A 16,389-nucleotide genomic window follows, 5' to 3' on the forward strand; every position below is an offset into this window, starting at 1 on the left:
CAGTGCTGACGCGTTGTGCCGCGAGCACTGCTCGTGACGGGACCACCCCACGGGATCGCGCCCAACGCACGCAACAGCAAGCCGCCCAACGCAACAGGCGTGCCATCAACCCGCTGACGGCGCCGGCCCGGTCCTTGATCAGTTGGCGGGGTCCGGGGCGGAGCCCCGCGCCTGAAACAGGCACCCAACACGCCAACGCAACCACCAGCCCCAATCACCAGCCCCAGCCACCGGACCTCAAGGCCGAGCATGAACAGCGGCCCGAGCACACCCCCCAGCCACCACGAGCAACCCCAACGCAGCCCAAACCGGCCAAAGCTCCGAATAAGTGACCGCCAAAGCGATGTTCGTAGCGCCGGCGGCAGTGAACACCGCCGCCAGCACCACCCAGAAGAAGAACTGCCGTCTGCTCAAAACCACCGCCTGTCCGCCGCGCGCAGTTGTCCCTGTATCGCGCGTATCGAGGTTTGTGGTGCTCGGGTTACTGGTGGGGCCATCGACGATCGGGTACTACTGACCCGCATGACGACCGACACCGTGACCGGCTCCGACTACGGCACCCTCGTGCGCACGCACCTGACGCGCGTCGAACAGCACACCGCGGCCGCGTTGGACGACGTGGCCGAGCTCGTGCTCGCCGCTGTCCAGGCCGACGGGACCCTGCTCACCGCCGGCGCGGGACACTCGCTGGCCGCGGTCGCCGAGACCTTCTACCGCGCGGGTGGTCTCGCCTGCGTCCGCCCGGTCTACCACCCCGAGTTGCTCCCGATGCACGGCGCGATCAGCAGCACCGCCGCCGAACGCCGCTCCGGGCTCGCCAACGAGGTCCTGCGCGACGCCGGTCTCGCCCCGCACGACGTGCTGTTCGTGTTCTCGACCTCGGGCGTGAACTACTACCCGGTCGAGCTCGCTCAGGAGGCCGCCAACGCCGGCTGCCCGGTCGTGGCCGTGACGTCCGTGGCTTCCAGCTCCCAGGCGCCGCGCCGGGCCGGTGTGACGCTGGCCGAGGTGGCGACCGTCGTGCTCGACAACCTCGTCCCGCCCGGCGACTCGACCTACCCCGCCGAGGCGCCCGTCACCGCGGCGATCTCCACCATCGCCACGACGTTCCTGTGGAACCTGCTGATGGTCCGGCTCGTCGACAAGGCCGCCGAGACCGGCGTGCAGCTGCCGTTGTGGCGCAGCGCGAACGTCGAGGGCGGCGACGCGGCCAACGCCGACATGCTCCGGCACTACCAGACCCGCATCCCGCAGCTCGGCTAGCCGAAACCCCGGATCGACCGGGCTGCACCGCGTTAGCCTCCCACCGGGGACAGCACTTATCCGGGGGGAAACAAACCAGTGGAGACCAGAACTCGCAGAGGGATCCTGATCGGCGGCGCGCTCGCCACGGCGACCACACTCGGCGTGGCGGGCGTTCTGCTGTTCGGCGGCGGCCCGGCCGGCTCCGGTGAGCAGCCGGCGAAGCTCACCGAGACTCCTTCGCAGGTCGCGATGTCGTTCGTGACCACGGCGTTCACCGGCGACTCCGCCACCGCGGCCGCCCTGACAGACGCGCCGGGTGCCGCCACGCCGGTCCTGGCCGCCACCAAGGCGGGCATGAGCGGTTCGTCCTACCAGGCCGGCCTGGTCGAGAGCCCGCCGCCGGGACCGGACGCGACCACGACGGAGTTCCGCGCGTCCGTCACCTGGGTCCTGCCGAACTCCGCCCGCCTGAACTACGACGTCACGATCCCGCTGCGGCGCGTCGACGGCGCCTGGAAGGTCCACTGGACCCCGGCGGTCGTCCACCCGCAGCTCAGCGAGGGCGGCTCGCTCGTCTTCCGCAAGGCAGTCGCCGACGGGGCGTTGCTGGGCCGCGACGGCAACCCGTTGGCGCAGGGCACGATTCCCGACGGGCTGTACCGGACGATCACCGGACAGGTCGGCGACCTCAAGGGCACGGACGGCTGGGAGGTCGGCCTCTCCGCGGGCGCCGCTTTCACCGCGCTGGACGGCAGGAAGCCCGAGGCCGGCGAGAAGATCACCGTCACCATCGACCCCGCCCGGCAGACGGCCGCGCAGGCGGCGGTCGACGCCCTGCCACAAGGCGCCGCGATCGTGGCCATCGACGCCTCCACCACCGAGATCCTCGCCGTGGCGCAGAACAAGGCGCTGAGCGGCACCAACCCGTTCGTCGGCCGCTACGCCCCCGGCTCGACGATGAAGATCGTCACCGGCGCCGCCGCCCTCGACGCGGGACTGGTGCAGCTGAACAGCTCCGTCGCCTGTCCCGCCACCGCGACCATCGGCACCCGCCGCATCAGCAACGCGGGCTTCGGCCACGAGAGCCTCCCGTTCCACACGGCGTTCGCCCTGTCGTGCAACACGACCTTCGGTGAGCTGGGCTCGAAGCTGCCGCCGAACGCCCTGCCGGACATGGCGAAGCGCTTCGGCCTCGGCGCCGACTGGACCGTCGCGGGCGCCGACACGAACACCGGCAAGGTCCCGCCCGCCACCGGCGACCAGCGGGTGGAGAACAGCTTCGGCCAGGGCACCGTCGTCGCGAGCCCGTTCGGCATGGCGCTCGTGGCCGCGACCGTGGTCTCCGGCCGGCAGCCGACGCCGACCCTGTTGCGCGGCAAGGCATCCGTCCCGAACGACGTGGCGGCGGGTCCTCCCGCGGCGGTGCTGGCGCCGTTGCGGTCGATGATGCGCGAGGTCGTCACCTCCGGCACCGCGAAGCAGCTCGCCGGAATCGCGGGCCTGGCGGGCAAGACCGGCACCGCGGAGGCGGGCGGCGGCACCGAGCACGGCTGGTTCGTCGGCTACCAGGGCACCGTGGCGTTCGCGGTCTTCGTCGAGAACGCCGGCTCGTCGCAGAGCGCCCTGCCCGCCACCGCCGCCTTCCTCAGGGGTTGACCCTCGGGACGAGCAGCCCGCGGTGGAAGGCCTCCGTGACGGCGGCGGCCCGGTCGCCGACCTCCAGCTTGCCGTAGATGTTGAGCAGGTGGGACTTCACGGTCGCCTCGGTGATGAAGAGACCCGCGGCCACCTCGCGGTTGGTCGCGCCGCCGGCGACCAGCCGCAGCACCTCCAGCTCGCGTTGGCTGAGCACCGGCGCCGCCGCCGTCCGCACCCGCCTCATCAGCAACGCCGCCGCGGCCGGGGCGAGCACGGCCTCGCCGCGCGCGGTGGCCTTGACCGCGCGCAGCAGCTCGTCGCGCGGCGCGTCCTTGAGCAGGTACCCGGTGGCACCGGCCTCGACCGCCGACACCACGTCGTTGTCGTTGTCGTACGTGGTCAGCACCAGCACGTTCGCGCCGCTGCCGATCAGCTCGCGGGTGGCGGTGATGCCGTCCACACCGGGCATCCGCAGGTCCATCAGCACGACGTCGGGCCGCAACGTCCTGGCCAGCCGCACGGCCTCGGCGCCGTCGCCCGCCTCGCCGACGACCTCGAAGCCGGGGTCGCGGGCGAACATGCTCGTCAGCCCGTCCCTGACCACCGGGTGGTCGTCGACCACCAGCAACCTGATCACGCCGCCACCGGCACCCGCGCCGACACGCCCGTGCCTCCGCCGGGCTCCGACTCGATCTGCACCGTCCCCGCCACCCCCTCGATCCGCTGCCTCATCGCCACCAGCCCGAACCCCTCGGCGCGGGCGAGGTCGAACCCGCGGCCGTCGTCGCGCACGTCCAGCGCCACCTCGTCCTCCAGGTAGGACAACGTGACCCCGACCCGGCTGGCCCCCGCGTGCCTCGCCACGTTCGCCAGCGCCTCCTGCGCGGCCCGCAGCAGCGCGAACTCCGCCTCGGGCGCGATCAGCCGCGCCTCGCCCGTGGTCATGACCTGCACCGGGATGTCGTTCAGCTCCGACCACCTGCTCGCGACGCCCGCGAGCGCCTCGCCCAGCCGGGCCGTCCGCAGCGGTTCGGGGCGCAGCGCCGCGACGGACCTCCGCGCCTCGTCGAGGCTCTCCCTGGCGAGCCCGGTCGCGGCGGCGACGTGCCGGGCCCACGTCGACTCGTCGGCCGCGCGGAGCTGGCTGATGATGCCGGTCAGTCCCTGCGCGAGCGTGTCGTGGATCTCGCGCGCCATCCGCTGGCGTTCTTCCCGCACACCGGCTTCCTTGGCCCGCAGGACCAGCTGTTCGTGCAGGGCGGCGTTCTCCGCCAACGACTCCGCGAGCCGGCGGTTCGCCTCCCGCGTCTCCGCGAGGGCACGCTCCCGTTCGGCCTCCTGCCGTTCGGCGCGGCGCACGACGAAAGCGTAGGCGCACAGGGGAACCGCGTTGCCGGCGACGACCGCCAGCCAGATCGCGACACCGCCGAGCGTGGACTTGTCCACGCCGTACGCCTGGGCCGTCCCCGCCACCGCGGCCACCGCCGCGACGCCCACCGGTTGCCACGGGAACGCCAGCGTGCGGAAGGCGTAGAAGTACGGCACCGGCGTCAGGAACCCGAACAACGGGTTGAGCACCACCAACGCCGCCGTGAGCGCGGTCAGTCCCACGCCGTACACCCACGGCGGTGGCCTCCGGAACGTCATGCCCGCCGCGAGCCAGGCGGCCATCACCGCGCACAGCACCAGTTCGGCCGCTTCCGGCCGGTCGTCCAGAGTGGTGGCCGCCGCCAGCAGCATCAGCAGGACGTACGGCCACCGCGCCACGGGAATGCCCATCCGCGTTCCTCCCCCGCCGGACAATCTAGCCCGGTTCGACCGCGAGAGCGTGCCGGAACACCGAGCGCGGGTCCCACCTGGCCTTGATCCGCTGGAGCCGCGGGTAGTTGTCCTTGTAGTACAGGCGCTGCGCGGACACCCCCGACGTGTTCCAGGCCGGATCAGCGAGGTCGGCGTCCGCGTAGTTGATGTACGAACCGTCGTTGACGTCACCGGGCACCGGCACGCCACCGGTCTCGGCGTAGACGTCGCGGTAGAACCCGCGCACCCACGCGAGGTTGGCCGCGTCGTCCTGTTCCTCGGTCCAGATCGTCTGGTAGACCGCCTTCATCACCACGTCGCGCTGCGCGGTCGCGGTCTCGTGCGGCGCCACGGCGTTGGCCTGCCCGCCGTACCCGATGAGCAGCATGCCGCCGCCAGACATGCCCGTGGGGTCGCCGAGGTGCCGCCAGATCGCGCCGACCTGGTTGCCGTTGAACGACTTCCGCAGGTACGCGGCCTTGATCTTGTACCGCCGCGTGAGCACGTCACCCGGTTCGCCGGTGCCGGGCCACGTCATCTTGTGCAGCCACGGCACGGTTTTGCGCAGTTCGAACACCGGCGTCAGCCCCAGCCCCGCCGACACCGACGCCACCAGCTCGTCGATCATCGCCTGGACGCCCGGCAGGTCCGCGTCGGCCTGCACCGACAGCATCGCGATGCCGCCGTTGCGTTGCTGCACCTCGAGAATCCCGTACAGCCCGGCCTGCGGTGCGCCCGGCGCGCTGTTGCGCTCGTGCCACGTGCCGAAGTTCCTCAGCAGCCCGCCGAGCTTCTCCTCGGTGAGCTGGCCCCAGTCCCAGAGCGTCACGTGCTGCACCATCTGCCGCGGCAGGGGCGGCAACGCCGGCGCGTTCCCGGGAGACCGCAACCAGTACTTCGTCACCACGCCGAAGTTGCCGCCACCACCGCCGGTGTGCGCCCACCACAGCTCGCGGTTGGGGTCGTCCTGCTCCCGCGTGGCGACGACGGCACGAGCCCGGCCGTCCTTGCCCACCACGACCACCTCGACCGCGTGCAGGTGGTCCACCACGGCCCCGTACCGCCGCGACAACGGCCCGTACCCGCCACCGGCGATGTGCCCACCGGCCCCGACCTCTGGACATCCACCGCCCGGGATCGTGACGCCCCACCCGGCCCCCAGCGCCCGGTACACCTGCCCGAGCGTCGCCCCGGGCTCCACCACGAACGCCTTCCTGGCGGCGTCGTACCCGACCTCGTTCAACGCCGACAGGTCCAGCAGCGTCTTGGCCTCCGGCGACAGGTCGTCGAAGCAGTGCCCACCACTGCGCACAGCGATCCGCCGCCCGGCCCGCACGGCGTCGTCCACCGCCCGGACGACCTGCTCGGTCGACGTGGGCACCCGAATCTCGTCGGGCCGCGGCACGAACCGGAAGTTGTTGCCCCGCACCAGGTTCTCGTACCGAACGTCGTCGGGCACGATCCGCACCACACCACCACCCGGCGCCGCGGCCGCGTACCCCTGCCCCACCAGCCCGCCCGCAGCGACGGCCCCCGCACCGGCCAACAACGCGCGCCGGCTCACTCCCCCGGAGTTGCTCATCCCGATCCCTTCGCCCTTGGTGGTCTCACCGTGGCAGGACGGGATCTCCCGGACATCAGCCGATCACCTGGCCCGGAGGTGGAGACGGGGCCCAGCCGAACGGCTGAGACGCCACCCGCCGCCGGTGGGTTCGCGCAGGTCGCGGGCTTGTAGGGATGGTTGAGCGGCGAAGCGAGAAGCGGCGGCAGGGCAGAACGACAGTGCGCCACGAAGTCCGCCCTGATGAGCCTCCGCGCGACACCGATCGCTCCCGGAGCCGAGCCGCCCAGCGGGACACGAGCCCCCGGCAACCCTGACGAGCCCGCCACTCCACCCGAGCCCTGCCACTCCGCCGGGGCCGCCACTCCGCCAAGTCCGTCCTGCAGACCCCAGCCGTCCAGCGAAGGCGCGGCCCAGACCACCCAGGCCGGACCGGTCAGTTGCGGTGTGCCACCTCCGTGCGGTCGCTGAACTTCGGCGTCGGGAACACGCCCACCACCGGCGGCTCGGCGAACTGGGTGTTGTACAGGTCGGCGTAGCGGCCCTCGGCCGACATCAGCTCCGTGTGCGTGCCGCGTTCGACGATGTCGCCGTGTTCGAGGACCAGGATCTGGTCGGCGTTGCGGACGGTCGACAGGCGGTGCGCGATCACCAGGGCGGTGCGGCCGTGCAGGGCCTCGGTCAGCGCCTCCTGCACCGCCGCCTCGGACTCCGAGTCGAGGTGGGCGGTCGCCTCGTCCAGGATCACGACGCGCGGCTTGGCCAGCAGCAGGCGGGCGATGGTCAGGCGTTGGCGTTCGCCGCCGGAGAGGCGGTAGCCGCGTTCGCCGACCACGGTGTCGAGCTGGTCGGGCAGTGACGTCACCAGGTCGAGCAGGCGGGCTCGGCGCAGGGCGTCCCACAGGTCGTCGTCGGAGGCGCCGGGCGAGGCGTACTCCAGGTTGGCGCGGATCGTGTCGTGGAACAGGTGGCCGTCCTGGGTGACCACGCCGACCGTCGCGCGCAGCGAGTCGAACGACAGGTCGCGGACGTCCACTCCGGACAGCCGCACGGCGCCCGAGTCGACGTCGTAGAGGCGCGGCACGAGCGAGGCCAGCGTCGACTTGCCGGCGCCGGACGAGCCGACCACCGCGACGAGCTGGCCCGCGGCGGCCTCGAAGCTGATGCCGTGCAACACCTCCTCGCCACCGCGGGTGTCCAAAGTGGCCACCGACTCCAGCGAGGCGAGCGACACCTTGTCGGCCGACGGGTAGCCGAACCGGACGTCGGAGAACTCCACCGACACCGCGCCGGACGGGACGGTCTGCGGGTCGGGCCGCTCCTTGATCATCGGGTCCAGGTCGAGCACCTCGAAGACGCGCTCGAACGACACCAGCGCCGTCATCAGGTCGACGCGAGCGTTTGCGAGGGCGGTCAGCGGTGCGTAAAGGCGGGTCAGCAGCAGCGCGAGCGACACCACGGCACCGGCGGCCAGGTGGCCGGTCAGCGCCAGGTAGCCGCCGAGGCCGTAGACGAGGGCCTGGGCGAGGGCGGAGACCAGGGTCAGGCCCGTCATGAACCACCGGGTGGCCATCGCGGTCCGGATGCCGATGTCGCGGACCTTCGCGGCCTTCTCGCCGAACTCCTCGTCCTCGCGGTCCGGCCGGCCGAACAGCTTCACGAGCGTGGCGCCCGGTGCCGAGAACCGCTCCGTCGACTGGGTGACCATCGAGGCGTTGAGCGCCGAGGCCTCGCGCTGCATGTCCGCCATCCGGCGGCCCATCCGCTTCGCGGGCAGCACGAACACCGGCAGCAGCACCAGCGCCAGCGCGGTGACCTGCCACGACAGCGTGAACATCACGCCCAGCGACAGCACCAGCTGGATGATGTTCGTGACGAAGCCGGACAACGTCGAGGTGAACGCGCGCTGGGCGCCGATCACGTCGTTGTTCAGGCGCGAGACGAGCGCACCGGTGCGCGTGCGGGTGAAGAACGCGACCGGCATCTTCTGCACGTGCCCGAACACGGCGCGGCGGAGGTCGTAGATCAGGCCTTCACCGATGCGGGTGGACTGCCACCGCTCGACGACCCCCAGCCCGGCGTCGACCACGGCGACCAGCGCGATGACCACCGCCAGCCACACCACGACCGACGGCGCGGAGCCGCCCACGATCGCGTCGACCACGCGCCCGGCGAGCAGCGGTGTGGTGACCGCCAGGACCGCCGAGATGATCGTCAGCAGCAGGAACACCACGAGCTTCGCCCGGTGCGGCCGGGCGAAGGCCAGCACGCGCCGGAAGGTGCCCCGGCGCACCTTCGTCGGTGCGTCGGAGGTGGCCCCCATCATGAATCGCCAAGAGCTGTAGCCGTCCACGCTGTCTAGAACAGCACAGCGGTCTGACAATTCCTTCGCGGATGGCTAGGACCGCGGAAAAGTTCAGCTTTGAGCGGACAGCGCCGCGAACGACCGCAGCCGGCGCAGCTGGGCGGCGCGCTCCAGCGCCAGCTGCTCCTCGAACGCCACGCCCGAGGCAGCCGACGCGATCAGGCCCAACGTCTCCGTCACCGCGCCCGCGACGGGCTTGAGGACGGCCGCCACGAACTCGTCGACGGCGGCGTCCAGCCCGTCCAGGGGCACGACGGAGTTCGCGAGACCGATCCGCAGCGACTCCTCCGCCGACACCCGGCGCGACGTCACGCACAGCTCGGCGGCGCGCGAGTACCCCACGAGGCGCACGAGGGGCAGGGTTCCGCCCAGGTCCGGCACCAGGCCCAGCCCGGTCTCGGCCATGCAGAACCGCGCGTCCTCGGCGAGCACGCGGAAGTCGCACGCCAGCGCCAGCTGGAAGCCCGCGCCGATGGCGTGCCCCTGCACCGCGGCGATCGTCACGCGCGCCGGATCGCTCAACCAGGTGAACCCGGCCTGGTACGACGCGATCTTCGCGTCCGCCTCCTCGGCGGACACCGACAGCAGCGCACCAAGACCACCGGGTTCGCCGTCGACGGGCTCACCGGTGAACATGCGCCGGTCCAGTCCCGCCGAGAAGGCGCGACCAGATCCCCGGACGACCACGACTCGGACGTCCGGGTCCAGCTGCTCGCCGATGTGCCGCAACGCCTGCCAGGTGGCAGGCGTCTGCGCGTTGAGCACGTCGGGACGATCGAGCGTGACGGTCGCGAGCGGCCCCGAGATCGTGAGCCGAACGCCACCGCGCTCGAGCACGCCAGCGTCGATGGTGGGCACTGGCATGAGTCCTACCTCCGGCGAACTAGAAGCTAGTTACCGGAGAGTAGCAGTCTGGGCAGGGACTACTTCTTCTTCGTCCGGGTGGCGCCACCGCGACCGCGCAGCGTGACGCCGGATTCCGAGAGAACCCGGTGCACGAAGCCGTAGGAACGCCCGGTGCTCTCCGCCAAAGCCCGGATGCTCGCGCCCTTTTCGTACTTCTTCTTCAGGTCAGCGGCCAGCTTGTCCCGCGTGGCGCCGGTGATCCGGGCACCCTTCTTCAGGTCAGCCACCTTGTCCCGCCTTCCGTACGAGCAGGTGGGCCGTTTGACGGCCCCTGTCGTCGCAATGATCGAACAGGATCCGGCAGAACGCCAGGTGATCAAGCAAAGAGATCGCCGAACGGTCGATTCGATCACACTGAGTTGATCACAGAACGCGCTCGGTAGTCCTTTGAGAGGTGGAGATCACGCCAGCTGGACGAGGTCGAGGTAGTCCTCGGACCAGTGGTCCTCGGTGCCGTCGGGCAGCAGGATCACCCGCTCGGGCTCTAGCGCCTCGACCGCTCCGGGGTCGTGCGTCACCAGCACGACGGCGCCCTCGTAGCGGCGCAGCGCGTCGAGGACCTGCTCGCGCGAGGCCGGGTCGAGGTTGTTGGTGGGCTCGTCGAGCAGCAGCACGTTCGCGGCCGACGACACCAGCCCGGCCAGCGCCAGCCGGGTCTTCTCGCCACCGGACAGCGTGCCGGCGGGCTGGTCGAGCTGCTCGCCGGTGAACAGGAACGTGCCGAGCAACGACCGCAGCCGCTGCTCCTGCTCGTCCGGCGCCATGTGCCGGATGTTCTGCCACACCGACGCGTCGTGGTCGAGCGTCTCGTGCTCCTGCGCGAAGTAGCCGATCTTCAGGCCGTGACCGGGCACGACCTTGCCGGCGTCCATCTTCTCGCTGCCGCCCAGCAACCGCAGCAACGTCGTCTTGCCGGCGCCGTTGAAGCCGAGCACGACGACGCGGGAACCCTTGTCGATGGCCAGGTCCACGCCGGTGAAGATCTCCAGCGAGCCGTAGGACTTGCTCAGACCCTCTGCCATCAAAGGGGTCTTGCCGCACGGGGCGGGCGCCGGGAAGCTGATCCGCGCGACCTTGTCGCTCTGGCGCACGTCGTCGAGACCGTCGAGCAGCTTCTGGGCGCGCTTGGCCATGTTCTGCGCCGCGACGGCCTTCGTGGCCTTCGCGCCCATCTTGGCGGCCTGCACCATCAGCGCGCCGGCCTTCTTCTCGGCGTTCGCGCGCTCACGGCGGCGGCGCTTCTCGTCCGTCGCACGGGCTTCGAGGTACTTCTTCCAGCCGAGGTTGTAGATGTCCACCTCGCCGCGCATGGCGTCGAGGAACCACACCTTGTTCACGACGTCGTCGAGCAGCTCCACGTCGTGGGAGATCACGACGAGCCCGCCGTCGTGGGACTTGAGGAACCCGCGCAGCCACGTGATCGAGTCGGCGTCGAGGTGGTTGGTCGGCTCGTCGATCAGCAGGATCGTGCTCGACTTGCCGCCGACACCGGCCTCGGAGGCGGCGAACAGGATCCGCGCCAGCTCGACGCGGCGGCGCTGGCCACCGGAGAGCGTGCTCAGCGGCTGGGCGAGCACGCGGTCCGGCAGGCCGAGGTTGGAGCAGATCCGCGCGGCCTCGGACTCGGCCGCGTAGCCGCCGAGGGAGGCGAAGCGCTCCTCGAGCCGGCCGTACTTGCGGACGGCGACGTCGAGCTCGTCTACGTCGACCAGCTCGGCCATCTTCGACTGGGCCTTCTCCATGTCGCGGAGCAGCTGGTCGAGGCCGCGGGCGGACAGCACGCGGTCCTTGGCGATGACGGACAGGTCGCCCTCGCGCGGGTCCTGCGGCAGGTAGCCGAGCTCGCCCTTGCGGGTGATGGCGCCGCCGTACGGCTCGCCCTCACCGGCGAGGACGCGCAGCGAGGTGGTCTTGCCGGCACCGTTGCGGCCCACGAGGCCGATGCGGTCGCCGGGCTGGACGCGCAGGTTGGCGCCGCTCACGAGAATGCGTGAGCCCGCGCGCAACTCCATGTCGGTTGCGGTGATCAAGAGGAACTCCGAAGCAGAAGGTGGATCCGGGCACGGCGATGGATGGCACGTCCGAATCGGCCTACTCCAGGAGGATCACGGACACGATTCTACGGGATCGGCACGAAGGAATTTCCCACCTGTGTCGGGACGCATAGATTCACCGGCCATGAGCGAAGACTTCTCGGGCAAGGCCGCCCTGGTCACCGGTGCCTCGCGCGGCATCGGTCTCGGCATCGCGCGCGAGCTGCTGACCCGCGGCGCGTCCGTCACCATCACGGGCCGCAAGGCCGACCAGCTGGCCGAGGCGGCGAAGCAGCTGGAGGCCGGCACGGGCGGGCGTGTGCTGGCGTTGCAGGGCAACGCGGGTGACGCCGCGTCGCGCGAGGAGGTCGTGGCGCGCACGGTCGAGGAGTTCGGCAGCGTCGACGTGCTGGTCAACAACACCGGCATCAACCCGCAGTTCGGGTTCCTGATGGACGCCGACCTCGACGCCGTCCGGAAGATCTTCGACGTGAACGTGGTGGCGGCGCTCGGTTTCACGCAGCTGGTGTGGAAGGCGTGGATGGGCGAGCACGGCGGCGCGGTCGTGAACGTGGCGTCGGTGGGCGGCATCCGGTCGACGGGCGTCATCGGCGCGTACGGGGCGTCCAAGGCGGCGCTGATCCGCCTGACCGAGGAACTGGCGTGGCAGCTCGGCCCGAAGGTGCGGGTGAACGCCGTCGCGCCCGCCGTGGTGAAGACGAAGTTCGCCGAGGCGTTGTGGAGCGGCCGCGAGGAGTCGGGCACGCAGGCCTACCCGATGAAGCGCTTCGGCACTCCGGAGGACGTGGCCTCGCTCGTGGCGTTCCTGTGCTCGGACGCGGCGTCCTGGATCACCGGCGAGACGGTGCGGGTGGACGGCGGCCTGCTGGCCACGGGCACGGCGGGCTGAGGCGGCTCACGGCCGGACGGCGAGGTCCAGTCGCAGCACGGTCTCGCCGTCCTCGTCGACCTCGCCGGTCGGCACGAACCCGAACCGGCGGTAGAACGGCTCGGGCGTCCCCTCCCCCGGCACGCAGCTGGTGACGAGCTCGGTGGCGCCCTCCGCCCGCAGCAACGCCACGACCTCGTCCAGGATCGCGGTGCCGTACCCGCGGCCCTGGTGGGCGGCGCCGACCAGCAGGCGCCACAGGAAGTACGGCCCGAGGATCCCGGGGCCGGGCGTGACGTCCCAGCTGAGCATCACGAACCCGACGGGCTCGTCACCGTCGTAGGCGGCGCGGAACCACGGGTTGGCCTCGGGATGCTCCGCCGCGTGCCGGAACGACTTCTCGACGGACGCGACGAACCGTTCCTGCGCGGGATGCACGCGCACGGCGATCACCGCGTCACGGTTGGCGTCGGTGACCTCGACCAGGCGGATGCGGGCTGTCATGCCCCGGCATTCTGCCGCTCAGGGCGTCGCGACGGGCGTGGTCGACACCGGCGGGTCCGGCCGGTACGACGTGGGGGCGCCGGCGGGCGAGGTCGTGGCGGGTGGTGACCCGGCCGACGTCGACGGCCGGGTCGTGCCGGTGCTGGTCCGCGGGGGCACCCCCACGGTCGTCGGCGTCGGCTCGACCGGGGTCGTCGACAGCGGTGACGTGCTCGACGGGACCGGGGACGTCGTCGTGGACGGGGCGGGCACCAGCGGTTCCGGGGGCGCCGAGGGCGGCAGCACGGCCAGTGCCACCCCCACGACGGCCACCGTTGCGAGCCCGGTGCCGACCACGGCGACGGTGCGGCGCCGGGTCCGCACGGCCCGGCCGCGCTGGATCAGGTCGGCCGCCGTGACGGCACGCGGCGGTGCGTCCTCCGCGTGCAGAGCGGAGAAAGTCGCCCGCAGGTCGTCTTCGCGAACCATCACACCTCCAGCCTCAAGTGGTCGAACTCGGGCCCCAGCCTGCGCCGCAACGTCTCCAGGCCCTTGCTGCTCTGCGACTTCACCGTGCCCGTCGAACAGCTCAGCGCCGCCGCCGTCTCCTCGACGCTGAGATCGTGCCAAAAGCGCAGCACGAGGACCGCCCGCTGCCGTGCGGGCACGGCGGTGAGCGCCTGCCAGAGGACGAGCCTGTCCTCCGCCCCTGCGACGGAGGACAGGCCCTCGGGAGGCGCGTCGGTGAGCTTCTCCCTGCGCCACCGCACCTTGCGGCGTTCGGCGAGGAACGTCCGCACGACGATCTGGCGCAGGTACGGCTCGAGGCCCGACCGGTCCGCGAGCTTCGGACCGGCCAGGTAGAGCTTCAAGAACGCCGACTGCATGACGTCCTCCGCCTCGTGCCAGCTACCGCTCATCAGGAACGCGGTGAAGCGCATCGAGTCGGCGTACCGGTCGAAGCAGTCGGTGAACTCGGCCTCCCAGTTCAGCGGTGGCTCCTCACCGGGCCGGGGTCGTGGAGACCGGCGGCGTCCACGTCGTGGGACCGGGCCGCGTGGTCTCGATCGGGGTGGTCGCCGGGGTCGACGTCGTCGGCTCCGGCCGGGTCGTCGCCGGCGGGGTCGCCTGCACCGACGTGGTCGGCGGGAGCTCGGGCGAGGTCGCGACCGGCGACGTCGCGATCTGCGAGGGCGAGGTCGTGGCCGGCGACGTCGCGATCTGCGAAGGCGAGGTCGAAGCCGGCGAGGTCGCGACCGGCGACGTCGAGATCGTCGACGAGGTCGTCGGCGTGGTCGCGGGAGTGCTGCCACCGCTCAGCGCCAGCGCGGGCACCGCGATGCCGACGGCACCCAGTGCCACGGCTCCCGCCACGATCACCATTCGTTTGCGCACTTGCAGCTCCAGCAGGTAGGTGGTGCCAGGGTCAGGCACCCTCACCCGTATCCATGCGGCCGGCCGCCGGTCCGGTTGCCCGTGTGTCCTGGATCACGATCTCCACGCACCGGGCCCGCTCGGCCGCCTCGTCCAGGACGGTGCGCCGGGGTTCGGGGACGTCCAGGACGCGGTCCTCCGCCATCTTGAAGACGCCCGCGAGCCTGCGGTCGTCGCGCAGCACGTCCAACGCCTGCCGGTCGCCGCCGAGGACGACACCGTCCAGCTGCCCGAGCCGGGGCACGAGGACGCGGAACACGTCGTCCGCGGCGGCCTGGAGCGCGACGCGGGCCTGTCCCTCACGACGCCGGGCGAACCGCTGCTGCGACCAGCCACCGGCCCTGATCCGGCCGTGCACCTGCTTGCGGTCCGTGGCCGACACCTCGACCCGCTCGCCGAACGCCACCCCGACGCTGTGCCCGCCGAGCCGCACGAGCACCAGCCCGATCCGGCGCGGCTCCGCCAGCTTCTCCAGCACCTCTTCCACAGAGGTACCGCCCCGCGTCGCGAACGCGGCCGTCGCACCGTCCGCCGCGGAGACGAGGACCTCACGGCCGGAGACCCGGACGTCGATCTCGCCGTGCCGCTCGGCGAACCGCCCGATCCACCCCGCGACCCGCTCCGGCTCGACCTCGACGGCCCGCCCGCCGGGCACGACCCGCACGCGGCTCATCGAGTCGCCGGTGCGTCGAAGTCGTCCACTGTGCACACACTAGAGCCACCCCGACACAGCGCGTGAACGCACAAACAAGTTACTGGCGGGTTCGCTACGCTTGACAGATGAGTCTCGAAAGCGTGAACTCATCAACCGTATGGATTAACCATTGACTCCATCCGGTCCCGACCAGCGATGTTCACGGGCGGGTAGGGTCACTGGGGCGTGATCTTATGACAGCGGGGAGTCACCATGACGACTGCTGCCGGTCGACCAACACTGACCGTTGAAGAGACAGACTCAACGGGCCACGGCAGCCTTGCGCAGCTCTTGACGACGGGACCGTTCCCGGAAGCGTTGAGGGCGGCGATCAAGGCGAGCCGACTCAGCCTCGACCGCATCCAGCACCGGTTGGCGCTGCGCGGCGTGACCATCAGCGTCGCGACGCTCAGCTACTGGCAGTCAGGACGGCGAAGGCCTGAACGCCCTGAATCGCTGGAGGCGCTGCGGCACCTCGAGTCGGTCCTGGGCGTGCCTCAGTCGGGCCTGTCGGCGCTGCTCGGACCGCCTCGCCCGCGAGGCCGCCGCTGCCGCCCGACGACGATGATGCCGATCGACGCCCTGTGGGCGCGTCGCGAGCGGGTGGCGAACCTGCTCTCGAAGGTCGACACGTCGTCCGACCTGAAGCTAGGCCGGATCAGCCAGCACGACCGCATCGAGATCTCTGCCGACGGCGGGCAGAAGTCGGTGTGGGTGCGGCAGATCCTGCGCGCCGAGCAGGACGGCCCCGACAGGTGGGCGCTCGTGTTCGAGACCGAGGAGTCCGACGTGCTCCCCGAGATCCTGAACGTGCGCAACTGCCACCTGGGCCGCATCGCCCGCGACCACGAAGCCAACATCATGGTCGCCGAGATGATGTTCGAACGCCCGCTCACCAGGGGCGAGACCCTCATCATGGAGTACCAGCTGGTGTTCCCGGAGGGCCACGCCCCGAAGGGCAACAACACCTTCGCCCGCAAGTTCCGCCTGCCGGTCCGCGAGTACGTGATCGAGGTCCGCTTCGACGAGGCGAACCTGCCCTCGCGAGTGCAGCAGTACAGCGTCCCGGCGGGCGACGAGACCCCGTCCCGCCGACGCAACCTGACCCTGGACTCGGGCGGCGGCGTGCACGCCGTGGCACTCGGGTTCGGCCCGGGCGTCTTCGGCATCCGCTGGGAGTGGCCGAACCGCTAGAGGGCTCCAGCAGACCCGTGAGGGGCGTTTCCCGGCCTGGGAGACGCCCCTTTCGCGTGTCCGCCCCGACGCCGGACCCGGCAGAACGAGAAGGCCCCCGGCAACCGAGCCGGGGGCCTTCCGCAACTCACCTACAGGATCACACCC

17 protein-coding genes are annotated in these 16,389 nt (G+C 71.3%); 6 read left to right on the forward strand and 11 right to left on the reverse strand.

Going from position 1 to position 16,389, the window contains the following annotated elements:
* The first annotated feature begins 328 nt into the window (after positions 1-328).
* The 3 genes from VF330_RS14605 (at position 329) to VF330_RS14615 (ending at position 2,901) form a co-directional block, all read left to right on the forward strand.
* On the forward strand, positions 329-517 hold the full coding sequence (locus VF330_RS14605) for a hypothetical protein (protein WP_330852122.1): 189 nt from the start codon (positions 329-331) through the stop codon (positions 515-517).
* A 5-nt stretch (positions 518-522) separates the two neighbouring features.
* Positions 523-1,263 (forward strand): SIS domain-containing protein, encoded by a 741-nt coding sequence (locus tag VF330_RS14610; protein WP_330852123.1) that lies wholly within the window; start codon positions 523-525, stop codon positions 1,261-1,263.
* 78 nt (positions 1,264-1,341) lie between these two features.
* Complete coding sequence (locus VF330_RS14615) at positions 1,342-2,901, forward strand: penicillin-binding transpeptidase domain-containing protein (protein WP_330852124.1); 1,560 nt, start codon at positions 1,342-1,344, stop codon at positions 2,899-2,901.
* On the opposite strand, the gene VF330_RS14620 is transcribed toward VF330_RS14615, so the two are convergent.
* From VF330_RS14620 to VF330_RS14650, 7 genes are all read right to left on the reverse strand, one after another.
* Positions 2,891-3,520 carry a response regulator transcription factor gene (locus VF330_RS14620; protein WP_330852125.1) on the reverse strand — a complete coding sequence of 210 codons (630 nt, stop codon included), beginning with the start codon at positions 3,518-3,520 and terminating at the stop codon, positions 2,891-2,893. The two genes, VF330_RS14615 and VF330_RS14620, sit on opposite strands and share 11 nt — an antisense overlap.
* A complete protein-coding gene (locus VF330_RS14625) occupies positions 3,517-4,662 on the reverse strand; it encodes a sensor histidine kinase (RefSeq protein ID WP_330852126.1) in 1,146 nt (381 codons plus the stop codon). The genes VF330_RS14620 and VF330_RS14625 overlap by 4 nt, the downstream gene beginning before the upstream one ends.
* A gap of 25 nt (positions 4,663-4,687) precedes the next feature.
* Positions 4,688-6,265 carry an FAD-binding oxidoreductase gene (locus tag VF330_RS14630; protein ID WP_330852127.1) on the reverse strand — a complete coding sequence of 526 codons (1,578 nt, stop codon included), beginning with the start codon at positions 6,263-6,265 and terminating at the stop codon, positions 4,688-4,690.
* A gap of 415 nt (positions 6,266-6,680) precedes the next feature.
* Positions 6,681-8,570 (reverse strand): ABC transporter ATP-binding protein, encoded by a 1,890-nt coding sequence (locus VF330_RS14635; RefSeq protein ID WP_330852128.1) that lies wholly within the window; start codon positions 8,568-8,570, stop codon positions 6,681-6,683.
* A gap of 90 nt (positions 8,571-8,660) precedes the next feature.
* Positions 8,661-9,473: an enoyl-CoA hydratase/isomerase family protein gene (locus VF330_RS14640; protein ID WP_330852129.1), complete on the reverse strand. Its 813-nt coding sequence runs from the start codon at positions 9,471-9,473 to the stop codon at positions 8,661-8,663.
* Positions 9,474-9,532: 59 nt separating this feature from the next.
* Positions 9,533-9,742, reverse strand: coding sequence for a helix-turn-helix domain-containing protein (locus VF330_RS14645; RefSeq protein WP_030473247.1), 210 nt, complete (start codon positions 9,740-9,742; stop codon positions 9,533-9,535).
* 174 nt (positions 9,743-9,916) lie between these two features.
* The gene (locus VF330_RS14650; protein ID WP_330852130.1) at positions 9,917-11,545 is read right to left on the reverse strand and encodes an ABC-F family ATP-binding cassette domain-containing protein; all 1,629 of its coding nucleotides are present in this window, start codon (positions 11,543-11,545) and stop codon (positions 9,917-9,919) included.
* A gap of 148 nt (positions 11,546-11,693) precedes the next feature.
* On the opposite strand from VF330_RS14650, the gene VF330_RS14655 reads away from it, so the two are divergent.
* A complete protein-coding gene (locus VF330_RS14655; protein WP_330852131.1) occupies positions 11,694-12,458 on the forward strand; it encodes an SDR family oxidoreductase in 765 nt (254 codons plus the stop codon).
* Between the two features lie 6 nt (positions 12,459-12,464).
* Here the strand turns inward: VF330_RS14655 and VF330_RS14660 are convergent, their stop codons facing one another.
* Genes VF330_RS14660 through VF330_RS14670 form a run of 3 tightly spaced genes read right to left on the reverse strand, consistent with a single transcriptional unit; the run spans position 12,465 to position 13,912 of the window.
* The gene (locus VF330_RS14660) at positions 12,465-12,941 is read right to left on the reverse strand and encodes a GNAT family N-acetyltransferase (protein WP_330852132.1); all 477 of its coding nucleotides are present in this window, start codon (positions 12,939-12,941) and stop codon (positions 12,465-12,467) included.
* A gap of 18 nt (positions 12,942-12,959) precedes the next feature.
* Entirely contained in the window at positions 12,960-13,409 is a 450-nt protein-coding gene (locus VF330_RS14665) for a hypothetical protein (RefSeq protein WP_330852133.1), read from the reverse strand.
* Positions 13,409-13,912: a SigE family RNA polymerase sigma factor gene (locus VF330_RS14670; protein WP_330852136.1), complete on the reverse strand. Its 504-nt coding sequence runs from the start codon at positions 13,910-13,912 to the stop codon at positions 13,409-13,411. The genes VF330_RS14665 and VF330_RS14670 overlap by 1 nt, the downstream gene beginning before the upstream one ends.
* A gap of 2 nt (positions 13,913-13,914) precedes the next feature.
* On the opposite strand from VF330_RS14670, the gene VF330_RS14675 reads away from it, so the two are divergent.
* Positions 13,915-14,334, forward strand: a complete 420-nt coding sequence (locus VF330_RS14675) for a hypothetical protein (RefSeq protein ID WP_330852137.1) — start codon at positions 13,915-13,917, stop codon at positions 14,332-14,334.
* Between the two features lie 12 nt (positions 14,335-14,346).
* On the opposite strand, the gene VF330_RS14680 is transcribed toward VF330_RS14675, so the two are convergent.
* The gene (locus VF330_RS14680; protein WP_330852134.1) at positions 14,347-15,027 is read right to left on the reverse strand and encodes an acVLRF1 family peptidyl-tRNA hydrolase; all 681 of its coding nucleotides are present in this window, start codon (positions 15,025-15,027) and stop codon (positions 14,347-14,349) included.
* Positions 15,028-15,339: 312 nt separating this feature from the next.
* On the opposite strand from VF330_RS14680, the gene VF330_RS14685 reads away from it, so the two are divergent.
* Positions 15,340-16,242 carry a hypothetical protein gene (locus tag VF330_RS14685; RefSeq protein WP_330852135.1) on the forward strand — a complete coding sequence of 301 codons (903 nt, stop codon included), beginning with the start codon at positions 15,340-15,342 and terminating at the stop codon, positions 16,240-16,242.
* Positions 16,243-16,389 lie beyond the last annotated feature (147 nt).

Origin of the sequence: Lentzea sp., assembly GCF_036380075.1 — a bacterium.
In the GTDB taxonomy this organism is placed as follows: domain Bacteria; phylum Actinomycetota; class Actinomycetes; order Mycobacteriales; family Pseudonocardiaceae; genus Lentzea.